Source organism: Leeuwenhoekiella aestuarii (genome assembly GCF_004104055.1).
Classification (GTDB): Bacteria; Bacteroidota; Bacteroidia; order Flavobacteriales; family Flavobacteriaceae; genus Leeuwenhoekiella; species Leeuwenhoekiella aestuarii.
The window spans coordinates 164,351-183,539 of the sequence record NZ_QOVJ01000007.1 but is presented as its reverse complement, the minus strand read 5'-3'; the positions used below and the strand labels follow the sequence as shown (position 1 = coordinate 183,539).

Annotated in this window: 12 protein-coding genes; 6 read left to right on the top strand and 6 right to left on the bottom strand. The window is 38.7% G+C overall.

Annotated elements, in window-relative coordinates:
* Positions 1–585: 585 nt before the first annotated feature.
* From DSM03_RS15555 to DSM03_RS15530, 6 genes are all read left to right on the top strand, one after another.
* Positions 586–2,067 carry an MFS transporter gene (locus DSM03_RS15555; RefSeq protein ID WP_128762671.1) on the top strand — a complete coding sequence of 494 codons (1,482 nt, stop codon included), beginning with the start codon at positions 586–588 and terminating at the stop codon, positions 2,065–2,067.
* A 15-nt stretch (positions 2,068–2,082) separates the two neighbouring features.
* Complete coding sequence (locus DSM03_RS15550) at positions 2,083–3,222, top strand: endo-1,4-beta-xylanase (protein WP_128762670.1); 1,140 nt, start codon at positions 2,083–2,085, stop codon at positions 3,220–3,222.
* A 62-nt stretch (positions 3,223–3,284) separates the two neighbouring features.
* Positions 3,285–4,811, top strand: coding sequence for a glycoside hydrolase family 43 protein (locus DSM03_RS15545; protein ID WP_128762669.1), 1,527 nt, complete (start codon positions 3,285–3,287; stop codon positions 4,809–4,811).
* Positions 4,812–6,173 carry a family 43 glycosylhydrolase gene (locus tag DSM03_RS15540; protein ID WP_236638936.1) on the top strand — a complete coding sequence of 454 codons (1,362 nt, stop codon included), beginning with the start codon at positions 4,812–4,814 and terminating at the stop codon, positions 6,171–6,173.
* 61 nt (positions 6,174–6,234) lie between these two features.
* A complete protein-coding gene (locus tag DSM03_RS15535; RefSeq protein WP_128762668.1) occupies positions 6,235–7,200 on the top strand; it encodes a glycoside hydrolase family 43 protein in 966 nt (321 codons plus the stop codon).
* A gap of 94 nt (positions 7,201–7,294) precedes the next feature.
* On the top strand, positions 7,295–8,665 hold the full coding sequence (locus DSM03_RS15530) for a glucuronyl esterase domain-containing protein (protein ID WP_128762667.1): 1,371 nt from the start codon (positions 7,295–7,297) through the stop codon (positions 8,663–8,665).
* A 172-nt stretch (positions 8,666–8,837) separates the two neighbouring features.
* Here the strand turns inward: DSM03_RS15530 and DSM03_RS15525 are convergent, their stop codons facing one another.
* From DSM03_RS15525 to DSM03_RS15500, 6 genes are all read right to left on the bottom strand, one after another.
* Positions 8,838–11,645 (bottom strand): glycosyl hydrolase 115 family protein, encoded by a 2,808-nt coding sequence (locus DSM03_RS15525; RefSeq protein ID WP_236638935.1) that lies wholly within the window; start codon positions 11,643–11,645, stop codon positions 8,838–8,840.
* Between the two features lie 29 nt (positions 11,646–11,674).
* Complete coding sequence (gene uxuA, locus DSM03_RS15520; RefSeq protein WP_128762666.1) at positions 11,675–12,841, bottom strand: mannonate dehydratase; 1,167 nt, start codon at positions 12,839–12,841, stop codon at positions 11,675–11,677.
* Entirely contained in the window at positions 12,842–13,582 is a 741-nt protein-coding gene (locus DSM03_RS15515; protein WP_128762665.1) for an SDR family NAD(P)-dependent oxidoreductase, read from the bottom strand.
* A 1-nt stretch (position 13,583) separates the two neighbouring features.
* Positions 13,584–15,734, bottom strand: coding sequence for an alpha-glucuronidase family glycosyl hydrolase (locus tag DSM03_RS15510; protein WP_128762664.1), 2,151 nt, complete (start codon positions 15,732–15,734; stop codon positions 13,584–13,586).
* Between the two features lie 94 nt (positions 15,735–15,828).
* Positions 15,829–16,872: a LacI family DNA-binding transcriptional regulator gene (locus DSM03_RS15505; protein WP_128762663.1), complete on the bottom strand. Its 1,044-nt coding sequence runs from the start codon at positions 16,870–16,872 to the stop codon at positions 15,829–15,831.
* A 210-nt stretch (positions 16,873–17,082) separates the two neighbouring features.
* Positions 17,083–19,185 (bottom strand): thioredoxin domain-containing protein, encoded by a 2,103-nt coding sequence (locus DSM03_RS15500; RefSeq protein ID WP_128762662.1) that lies wholly within the window; start codon positions 19,183–19,185, stop codon positions 17,083–17,085.
* Positions 19,186–19,189: the final 4 nt, after the last annotated feature.

Genomic DNA, 19,189 nt, shown 5'->3' with positions numbered 1-19,189 from the left:
ATTATAGCTAACGCGTTTTAGAAGCAAACTACTTCGGGACAAGCCCGCGAAATATTAAACTGAACGTGACAAGTCTCGAAGTATTTAAATCTCGAGTATCGAGTAAAATAAATTGAATTGTTTGTTAGTATTATTATAAGTGTGTTTTTACTGGCAACTTTTTTGGGGAGCCTCCTTGCGAGGCTTTCCTATAATATATTGATGTTCTTTAGAGCATATAAATTATTACTTAATCGATTGCGGTGCATTTTTAGTTTTAGTTCTACTATATGTAGATAGTTCCTGAAGATTTAGGATGTGTTAGCAAAAAGTAAAGAGTTTAGATAAACTGATTAAGAATAAATAAGGAAAGCTTTTTTTTGAAAAAATAGCTAATAGTCAAAAAAACTATAATACTTAGATGTTTTTGTATATCCTTGTATTACATTTAGTTATTAAAAGATAAATCAATATCACATTTCAATTTTTATTAATAGTTGAATAGCCTGTTATAGTATTATCGTCGTAATAATGAGTACTGAAGTTATATAGGTAAATGATATTTATAAATGAATGTGTTTAACTAGTTAAAGTAGGTGAAATAATATGAAATCAACCCAAGATAATATTTCTGTAATAGAGAAAATAGGATATAGTTTAGGCGATCTGGCAGCTAATCTTATTTTTCAGACCTTAATGACCTTTCTGGCTTTCTTTTATACAGATGTTTACAAGATACCACCGGGCAAAGCGTCATTTATCATTTTTACGGGAGGGATGATAGGAGCCTTTTTTAACCCGGTTATGGGTGTTATTGCAGATCGTACTAAGACGCGATGGGGAAAATTTCGTCCCTGGATTTTATTTACTTCCATTCCTTTTGGTATCGTAGCAATCCTTGCTTTCAGCACGCCAGATTTTGATTTGACAGGTAAAGTTACTTATGCTTTGATTACCTATATTTTATTGGTAATTATTTATTCAGCTAATAACCTGCCTTATGCCTCACTTAGTGGCGTTATGACCGGAAATATGTCTGAACGTAATAGTATTTCTTCCTATCGATTTGTGGCAGTAATGGTTGCTCAATTTGTCGTACAGGTGCTTTTATTACCGCTTGTTCTAATTCTTGGAGAAGGCGATAAAGTTGAAGGTTTTAAACAAACCATCTGGTTGTTTGCAATTGTGGGGGTTATCTTTTTTATCATTACCTTTTTAACTACACGGGAACGCGTGTTGCCACAGGCTGAAGGTGTTTCTTCCGTCAAGCAGGATATTAAAGACCTTGTAAAAAATAAGCCTTGGCGTGCTGTTCTGTTGATTACCATTTTTGTTTTTGTGACTCTTTCACTTAAAGGTGGGATGTATGTCTATTACTTTAATGATTTCGTAGACAATGCGAGCCTTAGCACGTTCTTAGAAAATATTGGCTTTAACGGCTTTATTTTGAATCTTAATGAGTGGCTTATCAATCTGGGATTTGTTGGCTTTACATGGCCTGATGATCCCGCAACTTCAGGGTTTAGTCTGTTTAATGCCGGCGGTATTATAATGATGATGATAGGAATCGGGTTTTCTAAACTGCTAGCAGATACATTTGGTAAGCGGGACATATTCGGTCTCAGTTTGTTTTTATCTGCGGTTTGTCTCGTTCTCTTTTACTTTTATGATAATAATGCTATTGCATTAATATTTATAACACAATTGGTTCACGGTTTGTTTTACGGTATATCTACTCCTTTGTTGTGGGCGATGATCGCCGATGTCGCAGATTACTCAGAGCTTATTAATTTCCGCAGGGCTACAGCGATTATTTTTTCAGCAATGATCTTTGGCCTTAAAGCAGGCTTGAGTATTGGTGGTGCTTTAGTTGCAGGATTATTAGCCTGGTATGGATACGATGAGCAGGCAGTACTTCAGGATGCGTTAACCATTTCAGGTATTAAATTATCGGTAAGTATTTATCCGGCACTTTTCTTCTTTGTAAGTGTTGCTTGCTTGATTTTCTATAAAATTAACAAGGCTAAAGAACTTGAGATACAAGAAGAATTATCAAATAGACGCGAGCCTTCACCTAAAAGATTATAAACTTAAACTACTTAAATGAACTATTTATCGTCACTTATTCTACTGGCAGTATTGCTGGTAAGCTGCAAGCCTAATAAATCTTCAGATACTGCGCAGTTAGATGAAAAACCGTTAAAATTAAAAGAAGCTCTGGCAGATAAGTTTCTTATTGGTACTGCTTTAAACATAAGACAAATTAGCGGTTACAACCCTGAAGAATTAGAGGTTGTACGACAAAATTTTAATTCTATTGTCGCTGAGAACTGTATGAAAAGTGAACGTCTGGTTCCTAATCAGGGGGAGTATGATTTCTCTATTGCAGACAAGTTTGTAGCTTTTGGTGAAGAAAATAATATGGTCATTCATGGGCATACACTTATTTGGCATTCTCAAACACCTAAATGGTTTTTTAAAGACAGTCTCGATCAAGAAATTAACCGTGATGAACTCATTTCCAGAATGAAAAATCACATCAATACGGTGGTATCTCGCTACAAAGGAAAAATAAAAACATGGGATGTTGTAAATGAGGCTGTTTTGGATGATGGGACATTGAGAAAAAGTAAGTTTTACGATCTGCTCGGAGAAGATTTTATAAAAATGGCATTTGAGTTTGCACACGAAGCAGATCCTGATGCGGAATTATATTACAATGATTATTCAACTTCCTTACCTGAAAAAAGAGAAGGTATTGTACGTATGGTAAAACAACTGCAGGAGCAGGGAGTACCCATTCATGGGGTAGGGATGCAAGGCCATGTAGGTATGGACTACCCAGAACTTGAAGAGTTTGAGAAAACCATTACTGCATTTTCAGATTTGGGACTTAAAGTTTCGGTAACTGAATTCGATATTACCGTTCTCCCTTCTCCCTGGGATAACCAGGGAGCAGAAGTTTCTGCAAATTTTGAGTATAAAGAGAAGATGAATCCGTATCCCAATAAGTTACCAGATTCGGTAAGTACCGCTTTTAATAAAAGATGTTTAGATTTTTTTAAGTTATTTCTGAAACATGAAGATAAAATTGACAAAGTAACCTTATGGGGTGTTAATGATGGTAATTCTTGGAGAAACAACTGGCCGATAGGTGGACGTAAAGATTACCCGTTGCTTTTTGATCGGGATAACAAACCAAAAAGTGTTGTAGACTCAATCATTGCAATCGCAAAAAAATAAATTCTGGTTTGGTAATAGGTAATTATACATATCGCATCAAAATTTGGATTTTAGGATTAAGTATGTGCGCGCTCCAGGCCGTTGCGCAAAAGACGGCATCCAACCCATTAATCCACGCAGATGTCCCGGATATGGCTATCATACGGGTCGATAGTACGTATTATATGAGCAGTACTACGATGCATATGAGCCCTGGAGTACCCATAATGAAATCAAAAGATCTTACAAACTGGAAACTCATAGGCTATGCTTATGACAGACTGGTTGAAAATGATGCCATGAATCTTGAAAACGGTGAGCAAACCTATGGGCGAGGCTCGTGGGCAAGTTCATTGAGGTTTCATAAGGGTATCTATTATTTATCAACTTTTTCAGCAACGTCTGGGAAAACGCATATTTATACCACCAGCGATATTGAGAACGGTCCTTGGGAAAAACACGAATTTGCCCCTTCCTATCACGATCACACGCTATTTTTTGAAGATGGAAAGATTTATATGATTTGGGGAGCAGGAGAGCTTAGTATTGTTGAGCTTAAAGATGATCTGAGCGGAGTAAAAGAAAATACGCAGCAGGTCTTAATTAAAAATGCTACTAAACCTATAGGTGCTTCAATCATTTTACCGGCAGAGGGATCACAACTTTTTAAACACAATGGTAAATTTTACCTATTCAATATCGCCTGGCCTCGCAATGGAATGCGTACGGTGATCATTCATCGGGCAGATCAGATAACCGGTCCTTATGAAGGTAGAATTGCACTTCAGGATAAAGGCGTCGCACAGGGCGGATTGATAGATACACCTTCTGGCGACTGGTTTTCGTATCTTTTTCAGGATAGCGGGGCTGTGGGGAGAATTCCTTATTTAGTTCCTGTAAAATGGGAAAATGACTGGCCGGTTCTGGGTGTAGACGGAAAAGTACCAGATAACTTAGACTTACCTGCAAACGGAAGTTTGATTCCGGGTATCGTCAATTCAGACGATTTTGAGCGGGAAGTGGGAGATCCTTCACTTCCTTTAGTTTGGCAGTTTAACCACAACCCTGACAATTCGTTGTGGTCTGTTTCAGAGCTTCCCGGTTATTTACGCCTCAAAGCCGGAAGAATTGATACGCTGTTTCTACAGGCAAAAAACACGCTTACCCAGCGAAGTATAGGTCCCGAATCTTCAGGCACTATCAAAATAGATGTTGCGAATATGAAATCCGGTGATTTTGCCGGATTGGCCATCCTTCAGAAAAAATACGGACTGATCGGCGTAACCTGCGACGGAGATCAGAAGGCTATTTTTATGAGTAAAAACGATGAAGATGGCGGCTTGCTTTCAAAAATTGAACTCAATCAGGATACCGTATATTTTAAAATTGAGTGTGATTTTAAAAACCGTACAGATAAGGCCTATTTCTACTACAGCTTAGATGGAAAGAAATGGGAATCATTCGGCGAAGTGTTACAGATGCAATACACTCTTCCTCATTTTATGGGCTATCGCTTCGGTTTGTTTAATTATGCTACTGAGAATATAGGTGGCTATGTCGATTTTGATTATTTCAGAATAACAGATACACGTTCTTCTACAACGAATTAAATGATGAAAAAAACGAATGATAAAACTTTCGGATTAGAGCTACAACTAAAATACAGCTATGTATTAATAGTAACGTTTATACTTGGTGTTCAGTTTATTTGGGCACAAAATCCATTAATTCGTGATCAGTATACCGCAGATCCTACCGCACGTGTATTCAATAACAAAGTATACGTGTACCCTTCTCACGATATTATGTGTACCGAAGAAAAAGGTCGTCTCGGTTGGTTCTGTATGGAGGACTACCATGTTTTTTCATCGGAAGATCTTACAACTTGGAACGATCACGGGGAAATACTTAATCAAAAAGATGTGCCCTGGGCTGATGCTGAAGGGTATAGCATGTGGGCTCCCGATTGTGTAGAGAAAGATGGGAAATACTATTTCTATTTCCCTACAAAACCGAAAGATACTGAAGGATTCACAATAGGTGTTGCAATAGGTGACAATCCGGAAGGTCCGTTTACTCCGCAGGAAAAGCCTATTGCCAATGTAAATGGCATAGACCCTAATGTGTTTATTGATCACGATGGTCAGGCATATTTATATTGGTCAGGTCGTTATATTCATATGGCTAAGTTGAACGCAAATATGACTGAACTTGCTTCAGAACCCAGCATTATTGCAAATTTACCGGAAGAGGGCCACCTCGAAGGTCCTTTTATGTTTGAGCGTAATGGCAAATACTACCTGACCTATCCTCATGTAGAAAACAAAACAGAACGTCTCGAGTATGCGATAGGTGACAGCCCAATGGGCCCTTTTCAGGTTACCGGGGTAATTATGGACGAAAGCCCAACAGGTTGCTGGACCAACCATCATTCTATTGTAGATTACAAAGATCAGTGGTATTTGTTTTACCATCATAATGACCTTTCACCAGACTTTGATAAAAACAGGTCTATACGGGCAGACAGTCTTTCTTTCAACACAGACGGAACGATTAAAAAAGTAATACCTACACTTCGTGGAATAGGAATTAATAAGGCTTCAGAGAAGCTTCAGATTGACCGGTATAGTGCTAAAAGTACCGCTGCAACCTTGCATTTTAATAATTTGCAGAATACGTTTGAAGGTTGGAATATTGCTTTAAAGCAAAACGACTGGGTACAATACAATGCAGTAGATTTTGATAAGACTTATGCTAGTCTTGCTATGCGTGTGAATGCTACTAAAAAATCACAACTCCAGATTGTAGATGCGACAAACAATACCATACTTGCAGAGATTGAGATCCCCGCAAATACAGGGTGGCTTGAATATGAAGCAGCCCTACCTCAAATAGCGACTGCTGTTTACGATTTAAAATTGGTGTTAAAAACAGGTGAGGCAAGCATAGATTGGATACGCTTTAAGGACTAAAGCGGTAGAGTAAGTCCAACAAAAGAATCATAAAACTAATAATAGCTATAAAAAATAAACAATGAAAGAACCCAGATACTTAGTAGATCACGCATATATGGCAGATCCTTCTGCTCACGTATTTAATGGTAAAATTTATATTTATCCTTCTCACGACGTAGAGTCTGGAATTCCTGAGAATGATAACGGAGATCATTTTGATATGCGTGATTACCACGTCTTCTCAATGAATGCTATAGACGGAGAGGTTACTGATCACGGAGAAGTACTGAGTGTAAAAGATATTCCATGGGCAGGCAGACAGCTTTGGGACTGTGATATCGCCTTTAAGGACGGTAAGTATTACCTGTATTTTCCACTTAAAGATCAGACAGATATTTTTAGAATAGGCGTGGCAATAGGAGATAAGCCCGAAGGTCCATTTAAGCCATTAGAAGCGCCTATGAAAGGTAGTTTCTCTATCGACCCTTGTTTATTTAAAGACGATGACGGTGCGCATTATATGTACTTTGGAGGCTTGTGGGGCGGTCAGTTGCAACGCTACAGGGACGGTAAAGCTATTGAGTGTGGTGCAGAACCGGCAGATCGCGAACCCGCCTTACCCGCTCGAATTGCGAAAATGAGTGAAGATATGCTGGAGTTCGCCGAAGCGTCTAAACCCATTGTTATCTTAGATGATAAGGGAAAGCCATTAACGGCAGGGGATCACGACCGAAGATTTTTTGAGGCTTCCTGGGTGCATAAATACCAGGGTACCTATTACTTTTCGTACAGCACTGGAAACACGCACAAGTTATGTTATGCAACAGGAGACAATCCTTACGGACCGTTCACCTATCGCGGAGTAATCTTAACGCCGGTTGTAGGCTGGACGACGCATCATTCAATTATCGAATTTAACGACAAATGGTACCTGTTCTATCATGACAGTGTTCCTTCAGGAGGTAAGACCTGGTTGAGAAGCATGAAGGTGATTGAATTTGACTACAATCCTGACGGCAGCATAAATACGCTACAGGGTTCTTAGTCCCAAAATAAACATTTAAAAAGAGGTTAATGCCTCTTTTTTTGGTTTCAAACAGTTTTCTCGTTATCAGTCCAATCCTATAAACCGAATTCGTATGTGTATCAAAATATTTAACGTTTCTGTATTGCTGACATTCATTTTTTCGCCTCTGGTACTGTTTTCTCAAAATACGACTCAGGTACGAGACAGCATCAATACCTATACGTATCTTGATTTTAAACATATGAAAAAGCAGCTGGGGATAACTGTTGAAAACAGAACAGGACCTTCTGGAAACCCTAATGATCCTAATGCTGCAAATACCGATGAATCTGCAGTTAGGGAATATATTTTGCCTGATTTGCTAATCGCAGAAAATGGAGAAAAGATTTATACATCAAATGAGTGGGAGCGCTTACGAAGACCAGAGCTTATTGAAAGCATAGCAACTGAAATGTATGGCCACATTCCGGAAAACGTACCGGAGATTTCCTGGAAGGTCGAAGCAACTAAGGATACGGTGATAGGTGGCGTGCTCATTGAGGAAGAATGGTTAATAGGTATAGTTGATAATGCTGCCCATCCTGAACTGGCTGTTGAGATTCAGGTGCTTTTGGGATTACCTAAATTGGAGAAAAGGAATGCCATTCCTGTAGTGATCCAACTGGGATTTTTGAATTCACCTTTTGGTAAGGTCAATGAACCTTCCAGTTACTTCATCTCACCTTACGAGCCGCGTTTTAAACAACAACTCGCTATACAAGGCTGGGGTTATGCCATCTTAGAAGTAAATAGCATACAGGCCGATCACGGAGCAGGTATTAAATCGGGTATAATAGGTTTAGTAAATAAAGGTGAATCTCGGTCACCCGATGATTGGGGAGTATTAAGAGCCTGGGGTTGGGGTGCAAGCAAGCTGGTTGATTATTTTTCGGTACGACCAGATGTAGATCAGGAACGTGTTGCGGTAGAAGGAACCTCCCGTTATGGAAAAGCTGCTTTAGTAGCTATGGCTTTTGACCCTCGTATTTCCTTAGGTTTTATTGGTTCCTCAGGCGCTGGCGGTGCTTCCATTTTGCGCAGAAACTTTGGGGAATCGCTTGAAAATTTAGCTTCACCAGCAGAATACCATTGGTTTAGTGGCAAATTTATAAAATACGCGAGCATTCAAACGGTAGACGATCTCCCGTTTGATGCGCACACGGTTATCGCGCTCTGTGCACCACGCCCGGTGTTTATAAGTGCAGGATCTTCAGCAATAGAAGGAAATTGGGTTGACGCTAAAGGCATGTTTCTGGGCGGCTTAAAGGCCAGTCCCGTTTATGAGCTGTACGGATTGAATGGATATAGAACTTCTGAATTTCCTTTTATGGGAACCGCCCTTACACAAGGAGAATTAGCATTTAGGCAACACGGAGGCGGCCATTCAACCGGACCTAATTGGAGTACCTGGATTGCCTGGGCCAGAAGGTATTGGGATAATTAATGCTTTTGATTTAATACTAAATTTTTAGTAAAAAAAATAGAAAGTGAAAAGTACTTTAATTACAGAATTTATAAAGCAGTATAGTTAGCAATAAACGATTATCATTTACTAGTACAATGTGGTGACTTTTAATGCTGATTCAGATGAATTTAAACAAATAAGAATAAACACTCTAATCGGTTGCGACTTTTTTGGAGGGAGCCACAAGATAGGTGTCACGATGGCTATTTTGAGATTTAATTTCAATTTGTTGTATAACTACTCCCGGGTCTTTACCAAAGATTTTAAGCGTATGATTTCCCGGTGCTATTTTAATTGCTTTTTTAACGTGTGTGGTGTTATTGCTTACACTTGCTCCCCAGTTATCTGAGGTGTCCTGATGCATATTTAATTCCAGCACTTCACCTTCATCAATTTGATATTTAAAGCTCAGACCACCCTGATTCTTAAAATCCAAAGTAGGAGAGAGGTAAAAGCTAAGCGTGCCTTTTAGCTGCTGTGGCGTATAAAATTCATATTCGAGGCAGGTATTGGTCGTAGTTATTTCTTTTGAAAAGCGTTTCTTGGGTCTTAACGCCACATCCTGCCTTCCTAAATCAGGTAGTAGTTCCCAACCTGTATTTTTGACATATCCGTTTGCAGGAATCGCAATCATTCCGTTGTATGCCAAAAAGCCTTTAGCTTCTTCGAAATAGGGTTGATATCTTACATTTATTTGAGTTTCATGATCAGCAGATTTAATTGAAAACGAAGTGGAAATAGGCTCTTGAGGAAGCTTCTTGGGATTAAGTTTTAACTCAATAACCTGCTCCTCAGAAAAAGATCCTTTCTTGAGGTTTGCTGAGAGCCACTTAGGCAATTTATTCAGTTTAAAATCAAGTTCATCAACACCCGTATTAAAAAGGGTAATTTGCTGAACGGTATGCGATTGATCAAAGGGAAGCACTTCAAGCGTATTCACATTAGGATAAAAATCTGTTGTTCCTGAAGTGGCAATACCCAGCTTACCGGTTTGTGGTATTTTTATAGTTTCCGTTTCGGGTATGGTATTTTGACGCGGTTCCTGCCAATAGGTGTAGCCTATATGGGTTTGATCCATAAAATGATTCCATTTAGAATCGTTTAGGCTGTGATAGGCTTCAGTTAAAGCTTTATCGTTTTCAAATAATTCCTGAACCTGATCTGCGTATTGGTTGGTAGTATTGCGACCCTGTTTTGCATACAACCTGTTTTTTGCGGTAGCGATATAAAGTCGGTTTATATTTGCCAATGCTTCAATAGGAAACAGAACCAATTGATAGTAAGCGGATTGATATGCAGCATTCAATTTATCCTTAATTTTAAGCGTTTTCTGCTCGAGATCTTTGTATTCCTTTAAAATAGTCTCAGCCTCATTAGAATAAGTATGACTGAACGTTTCCGGGCTTAATAATTCGGGTTTACGTCTGCTGGCTAATGTAGAATAGGTCTGAAGCAATTCTCCGATTTCAGAAGCATACGTATCTCCAAACTGCGCTGCTGCCCATTCTCTGGGGTAGTTTGCAAGATCTTTTAAGTTAAAATTTTCCGGATTCCATGCGTAGTCGAGAAAGAAACTCGTTGGGTATTCCATCGGCTTAATATCGCCCACATTTACAATCCATATTTTACGGGCGTTGTAAGCATATGCCAGAGACATTTGCTCATACACTCTTGAAATTTGATTGGTATTGAGCCATTTGTAATTACGCGGTCCTCCCACATAATCAAAATGGTAATATATACCGTATCCACCTGCGCGTTCACCTTCTTCGGGATGGGGTAATTTTCTAATATTTCCCCAGTTGTCATCAGCAAGAAGTAGTGTTACATCGTCTGGCACGCGCATACCCTGATCATAATAATCCTGAACCTCTTTATACAACGCCCAGATTTGTGGTGTTTCATTAGCAGGTTTTTGGGTAACAGCTTCAATAATTTTTCGTTGATCTTTTACAATACCTTCAAGTAATTCTATCGCCGTCACTTCTGTCATGGGTTCGTCACCATCGCCGCGCATACCTACAGTGACAATACTTTCGTTAGTACCCATACGCTCTATTCCTTTTTTCCAAAAATCGCGAAGGTTTTCGGAGTTGGTAGTGTAATTCCAATTTCCTGCTCCATACTTATCCCATTCTGCATGTGCGCGCATTAAGGGTTCGTGGTGTGAAGTCCCAATGACCACACCATATTTATCGGCTTCAATGGGATTTTGTGGATCGTCATCATAAAAAGCACGTCCCCACATCGCAGGCCAAAGGTAGTTACCCTTCAATCGCAAAATGAGTTCAAAAACATGCTCATAAAATTCGTGGTTAAACGAGCCAAAATTTTCTCCAACCCATCCTGAAAGTGCCGGGGCTTCGTCGTTGATGAAAATACCGCGATACTGTACTTTAGGTCCCAGATCAGTAAACGATTTTGACGTAATGTAAAGTACTTTTGATTTTTTTACAGGAACGTCTGCCCACCAATACCAGGGGGAAACTCCTATTTTTTCTGAAAGTGTATAAACCCCATAAATGGTGCCGCGTTTGTCGCTACCGGCTATTACCAGATTGCCATCAACCTGTTGAATCGTGAAGGCTTCCCATTTATTTTTGATGGAATCCAGGTTGAGTTTTCCAGATGCTATTAAATTATCCAGATACTTACTTTTTCCGAGAGTCCCAATGATTACCGCGCCACTTCCATCGATTGTTTTTGAAAACTTTGGTTTTTGGGAACTTACCCGTTCAATGTCTTTTTGTAAATTTTTAACCGCAATATGAACGCCTTCGTAATCTTCGGTATCAATTACTAACTGTGCGGCAGAAGTACCATCAACAAGCTTAAATGCACCCGCTTCTGTAGTTTGAGAAACCGAAATATTCTGAGCAACTAAATCTATATTGCAACAAATTAAAACGATTGCGAAGAAAAATAAGGACGATTTTATTGAGATAGATTGAATGAACATAAGTACATTTATTGTGTTTTTATAAAACTTTAGGAAGGCTGTAAACCCAATTCAAGACCGGTAAGTTCTGCGAGACCTTTAAGCCTGCCAATGAACGAGTAACCTACGTAGTAGGGTTTGTCTTTTTCTAAAGCGTGCAGGTAACCGTGATCGGGTCGCACCGGTATTTTTTTTCCAGTTGCTGCCGTATAGTTTATAATGTGTTGCAGTACCTGTTTCATAGGAACATCACCATCCAGATGATCTGATTCAAAGAAGGTGCCGTCTTCAAACTTTCGCACATTTCTCAAGTGTAAAAAGTGTACACGGTCTTTGTATTTTTCAAAAATGTCAACGAGTTGGTTAGCAGGATTTGCACCTAATGATCCCGTGCAATAGCACAATCCGCAGGCGGTAGATTCAATATTTGAAAAGATAAAATCCAGATCGGTTGCCTTACTCACAATACGTGGAAGTCCCAATACTGAAAATGGCGGATCATCTGGATGAATCGCCAGTTTTGAGCCTACAGCTTCAGCGGTTGGAGTGACCGCTTTTAAAAACAAGACTAAGTGTTCCCGAAGTTTATCTTCATCAATATGTTTATACTCTTCCAGCTGGGCGAGTAAATCTTCTGTAGTAAAATCTTCGGTGCTTCCGGGAAGTCCTAGCATCACACTTTTTTTCAAAACCTGAATATCTTCCTTAGAAAAGCTTTCGAATTTCTGTTTGGCTTCGTCAATTTGGTACTCCTTATAATCTGCTTCGGCTCCGGATCTTTTAAGAATAAAAAGATCAAAAGCACGGAATTTTACCGGGTCGTATTTTAAAATTTCGGCTCCTGTTTCGTTTTTAAAGCGGTGATCAGTACGCACCCAATCTAAGATGGGCATAAAATTATAAGTGATAGTGTAAATACCTTGATCGGCCAAATTTTTAAGACTTACCTTATAGTTTTCGATAAGCTCCTCAAAGTTTCCAGTTCGCTTTTTAATATTTTCATGCACTGGAAGGCTTTCAACCACTTCCCAGTTCATCCCGGCTTGTTCAATTTTTGTTCTGGTCTTTTCTATTTCTTCTGGGGTCCAGATATCCCCAACAGAAATGTGGTGTAGCGCCGTAACAATTCCGGAAATACCGGCTTGACGTAAATCTTCTAAACTTAATACATCGCGCTCTCCATACCAGCGCATTGTTTTGATAATTGAAGTTTTCATTTAAAATCCTATTGAGTTTCCACCGTCAACACAAAGTACGGTACCGGTTGTAAATTTTGATAAATCTGAAGCGTAGTAGAAAACCGTATCGCCAATATCTGAAGGCTCTCCCAGCTTAGCCATAGGCGTTCTGCCTAACACTTTATTTTTGCGTTCGGGATCGCTATCTAATGCTTTACTAGACATATTAGTTTTGATAAAACCGGGCGCTACACAGTTTACACGTATGCCATATTGAGCCAAGTCAACCGCCATAGAACGAGTCATTCCTTCAATAGCTGATTTACTGGCTGTATAGGCTACTACTTTGGGGATTCCGTACTGCGCAGCCATCGAGCTGATGTTGATGATGCTACCTGAGTTTTGCTTTTTCATCACTTTAGTAACCTCGCGGCTTATTACAAAAACACTGGTCAGATTTGTGTGAATAATACGTTGAAACTCATCATCTTCAACTTCCAGAAAATCTTTTTTCATATTGACTCCCGCATTATTCACCAGTATATCTATACCACCGGATTCATCTGTAATATGCGCTATCGCTTGAGGAATTTTGTCAAGTTCACTAAGATCGAGAATATAGGACCGAGCATTTGGCCCTAATTCTTCGCGAGCTTTTTCGGTTTTTTCAGGATTACGACCTATGATATAGGTAATGATGTTTTCGTCACAAAGTTTTTTTGCGGTTGCAAAACCTAAACCGGCATTTCCACCGGTAACGATTGCTATTTTTTGTTTCATATTAATCCCACGAAGGTTTTATACCGGGAGCATAAGGATCCCGTATTGATTCATAATAATTAAGTGTGTGCGGCGCCTCAGGAATAAAATCAGGCATTTCCATTTTTGAAAACTGCTGAAAATACAACAGGCAGGAAGCCCGCCACCATTGCGATTCTTTAAGCTGAATGCTTAACAGCATTTCCGTTTTACGGTATGCTTTTTCATCAACATAAGGCTTCATTTGCTCCCAGGTGCTGATCATTTTTTCAACTTCTTCAACCCCATCCTGATAGTGTCTCGCAAGATTGTACCACAGGTTTTTTCCATTTTTCAATTCATAGTTCCAGGGAACATGGTGAAACCAAAGCAGGTATTTTTCTGGAGTTGTTTCGATTTTTGAATAGGCTTTTTCGATTTCCGGCGCATATTGTGATAAGGCATCACTGCCTGTAGCGGTACGGTCAAATCCAATGCCCAGACTATCTGCTTTGTGATAGTAAACAGATGTCCAGTCTTCACGTCCCAAATCTTTAACCCAGGGACCAGGTCCCTGATGATGCCCTTCTGCCATCATATGATGCAATCCCAAGGGGGTCATATAATCAACCACCGCTTCCCGTGAATCGAGCAGGAGGGAAGTCATAGGTTTTACGAATGCAGGATCTGTAGAAAAGGTCATTCCTAACCATTCTTGAGCAATGGTTTCTGCTTTAAGTTTGGGGTTCCAGGCAAGTCTCCCAAAGCCATACCAGTTGGCTTGCGCAAAGGGATGACCGGTCCAGTTACGCGCATTACCTATATTTGAGACTCCTGCAATACCGGTTAGTTGGGTGTCTGTCAAAGAGCCATCTACCACTTTTGCAACAGTACTTCCCTTGCCTTGTGAAAATGTATCTTCCTGTAAAGTCTCTTCAAATATTTTAGGTAAAAACACCAGATGAGACATACCACCCAAATATTCCTGAGTGATTTGAAATTCCATCATCAAAGGTGTTTCTGGCATAGCGCCAAAAAGCGGATGAAAAGGCTCTCTTGGCTGAAAGTCTATTGCCCCGTTTTTAACCTGAACCAGTACATTGTCTTTAAAGGTTCCGTCAAAAGGGACAAACTCGGTATAGGCTTGCTTGGCACGATCATCTGGCTTCTCGTCTGAATAAACAAAAGCACGCCACATAACAATGCCATTATGTGGAGCCAGAGCTTCGGCTAGCATATTTGCTCCGTCAACATGAGAACGCCCGTAATTATTAGGTCCCGGTTGCCCTTCAGAATTCGCTTTTACCAGAAATCCTCCGAAGTCGGGAATTAATTTATAAATCTCATCTGCTTTATTATTCCACCATTGACGCACTTCTTTATTGAGTGGATCTGCAGTTTCTAAACCTCCAATTTCGATAGGTGCCGAAAAACGTGCAGTTAGGTAAACCTGAATGCCGTAAGGTCTAAAAGTATCAGCCAAAGCTTGTACTTTTTCCAGATAATCTTCCTGTAGAATATAGGCGCTAGCATTTACATTATTGAGAACGGTACCATTAATTCCTATCGAAGCATTTGCCCGTGCATAATCTATATATTCTTCTTTGATAAGATTAGGTAGCAAGTGCCAGTCCCAGATAGAGAAACCCGCGTAACCACGCTCGATGGTGCGGTCAAGGTTATCCCAATGATTGAGCAGGCGTTTTTTTATTTTAGGTGAATCTGTAATTGAAAGTTCGGTTAGATCCTTATGCAGTTGGAGCTGTTTTAAATAGGTGAAAACACCGTACAATAAACCTTGATCTGTCTTTGCAGTAATTAGAATTTTAGGGGTTGATTTACTGGTAATAGTTTGTATGTTAAAGCCTTCATCATTAATAGAATCGATAAGATTCTGTTTGGGTTTTAAATCTTTAGGAAGATCCGCTATTTTTTTAATAATCAAAGTAGGATTCTCCTCTGAGAACCGGGGGTTCTGCGAAAGCATACCTTGCATTGCCAGTTTGAGTTCTTTTTGTATGACTTTAGCTATTGAAGAGTTGGTGTCGAGACTTATGGTTTCATTTAATTCTGAATAGTGCTCGCGGATTTTAGCGTTATCGACGGTTTTATATTGAAGCCAAAGCTTGTATCCGTCTTGTGCAATACCATAAGAAGATACAAATACTAACAGTCCTAGTATTAGTTTTTTCATAAGTTTAAAATATATGAAAGTGAATTTAATAAAAATAACGCAATCGGTTGCGTAAAAAGTCGTGTTTTAGGATAGAAATCTACTTTTTTACAAGCTAATCAATGTGTGTACTTTTACGTAAACTTGATGCTCTTAAAATTAAATGCGTATCCATTACTGAAATTTCTTTTGCTATTTCAGTGCCTTCATTTACTGAATGTTCTAAAATTCGACGGGTTGATAGCTCTCCCATTTTTTGAGCCGGATGGTAAACAGTAGATAAAGGTGGCTCTACAATTGAAGAAATAGGGTCATCATTAAAGCCAATAATTGCAACATCTTCAGGAATTTTATATCCTGATTTTTTTAAATAAATGATAGCGCTTACAGCTGCAGTATCGTTTGAAGAGAAAATTCCATCGGGTGGTGAAGCTAAATTATAAAGCACTTCGGTATATTGCTGTCCTTCTTCAAAACTTAAGGAATTCATATAAATAATGAGTTCTTCATCTACAGGAAGATTATATTTCTTGAGCGCATCTACATAACCCCTTCTGCGTTCACTATAAACGTTTATATGCTGAGAACCTGCAAAATGAGCAATGCGTTTGCAACCTTGCTCAATGAGATGTTCTGTTGCCCGATAAGCAGCAGTGTAATTATCGATTATTACGTGATAACTAGGGAAATCTTTAGGAACACGGTCTACAAATACAACCGGGATATCCTGATCAACAAACTGATTAAAATGATCAGTGTTTTGGGTCTCCATACTCAGTGATGCGATGATCCCGCCCACACGGCTGTCAAATAAGGCTTTAGAATTTGCAATTTCGTTTGTTATACTATCATTAGATTGTGAGATGATAACATTAAACCCTTTTTTTCGTGCTTCGGTTTCTATACCACTGATTAGGTTAGAACCAAAAGGCCTGCTTATCTTAGGAACAAGAACACCTATAGTTTTGCTTTTGTTTTTACGAAGGCTGGCTGCAATAGAATTAGGACGATAACCTTGCTCTTTAGCGGCTTTTTGAATTAGTTGAGTAGTCTTTTTACTTATGCTTTTATGATTTTTAAGAGCCCGGCTAATTGTACTTGCAGAATAATTTAATTCACGTGCTAAATCATGAATGGTAAGGGTTTTCTTTTTTTTCATCCGTAAGATTTGAATTGCAAATATAACGTTTTCGACTTACAAGATAAGTTTTAATCAGTAACGCTATCGATTGTGTTGAAATACGGAATAGCCAGTTATAGTTAGGCTATGATGATGGATTTTTCCGTTTTAACTATGGGTTAAATGATCAACATCTTTTCAATTTTGAATTGAATTTTAAATATATACTATAGCTGATAAGGCGTATTACTAATAAGTGATCAATTTAAGCGCTTCTGAAGCAGTTTGAACAGGGAATTTACAAGAGCGTTGTTCACAGATATAGATATAAGTTTTATCTGCAATCCAGCGACCTTCAAATACAGGAATTGAGCTCTCTTTGTTAGTAAACAAAATTAACGTATTAGGTAAGTTAAACCCTTGTAAATCTTTAGCAATTTGACCTCCTGAGGAACCTGCTATTGCTACATCATAAAAGGGATATGTGAGATTAAGTTGAAGCTCTTGCCATTGTGCAAAAGACGAAGGTGAGGTAGCGATATTACTTGACATGCTTAAAATCATGGCTTTAGCTTTATGCATTAAGTTATCCTCATAAGTAATGTTTGAAATAAGAAACAGATTTTTTGCCAGTACTGCATTTGCAGAAGGCATAACCCCGTCGTTAGTAGTGATAATAGGTGAGATGAGATTATCCTGACTATTGTATTTAAAAAGCGGCGAATCTTCAACTTTAAAATCAGTTATAGTTTTTGTAGTCAATTGTTTTGCATTGTTTAGGTATTTTTCAGTTCCTGTTATACTATACAGCTTTAAGGAAGCCGAAGCCAGAAAAGCATAATCATCCAGAAAGCCCTGTACCGTTTTACTATTTGGCTTATAGGAATGAATAAGCGACTGATTTTTCCATGAATTTTTCCACAACTCGGCATAGGTTGCTTCAGCTTGATTCAAATACGTTTGATTACCTGTAGCAACAAAGGCATCGCCTAAAGCCTCTATAGTTAACGCATTCCACGAAACAATGATTTTATCATCTCTAACGGGAAATGGTCTTTTTACGCGTAATTCCTGTAAATTTTTATTCCAGTTCTTTTTTAGGTCTTCTAGCTTGTCTGAAGAAATTTGATTTACCAAGGCAAATAAGGAATCAGTTTGATTTTTAAATAAATGATATTCATCGTTAGCACCCTGTTTTTGATCTTTAATATTATAGTAAGAATCAAAAAGTGTTCTTTCAGTTTTAATTGCTTCGGAAAGCTCTTCACCTGAAAAGGTATAATAAGCTCCTTCCTCGCCATCGAGGTCTGCATCAAGAGCAGCTTGATAAACTCCTGCAGCATTTTTCATATCTCTATTTAAAAATGTAATAGTCTCTACTATTCGGGATTTATATACCGGCTTCTTGTAAATTTTATACGCTTTTGCATAAAGGCTCACAAGCTGGGCATTATCATACAGCATTTTCTCGTAGTGGGGTATCTGCCAGCGTTTATCGGTACTGTATCTAAAAAAGCCTCCGTCCAGATGATCGTAAACTCCTCTTAACGCAATATTATCAAGTGTTGTCTCAAGGTAGTTCAACGTTTTTTGATCATTATTAAGAATAGCAAAATCCATTAAAAAATTTAAGGAAGGTGGAAGCATAAACTTTTGACTACCTGTATTACCTCCATATTTAAAATCCCAGTTCTCTTGCCAGTCTAGTACTTGTTTTTTTATAGAGTCTCTTAATACCACTCCAGAAGTTTCATGTGTTGTGGAATAGTTATTAAGCTCTTTAATACGATTGGTTACCTCACCCGCATACTCAAGCGCCCGCTCAGGATTATCATTATAAAGGCTATCTATGTTTTTTAAGGTGTGTAACCATTCTTCTTTAGTATGGTAAGTTCCACCATAGAGGGGTTCACCGTTAGGTAAAAGAATCATGTTGAGAGGCCAGCCTCCTGAGCCGGTCATTAGCTGTAATGCAGTCATATAGACCTGATCTACATCAGGACGTTCTTCACGATCTACTTTTATATTTATAAAGTTAGCATTCATCAATTTTGCTACAGTATCGTTTGAAAAAGATTCTTCTTCCATAACGGTACACCAATGACATGATGAATATCCAATACTTATAAGAACCAATTTATTTTGAGTTTTGGCTTCTTCAAAAGCAGTTTCACTCCAGGGTTGCCAGTCAACGGGGTTGTGAGCATGTTTTAAAAGATAGGGGCTGGTTTCATTTATTAAAGCATTAGTGTGAGCATAGGTCTGCTCATTATTATTAGAATTTTTGCAACCTGTAGTAAATAGTATAATGAGAAGAACAAAAATGAGAACACCTACTTTATTATGAATCATGGAT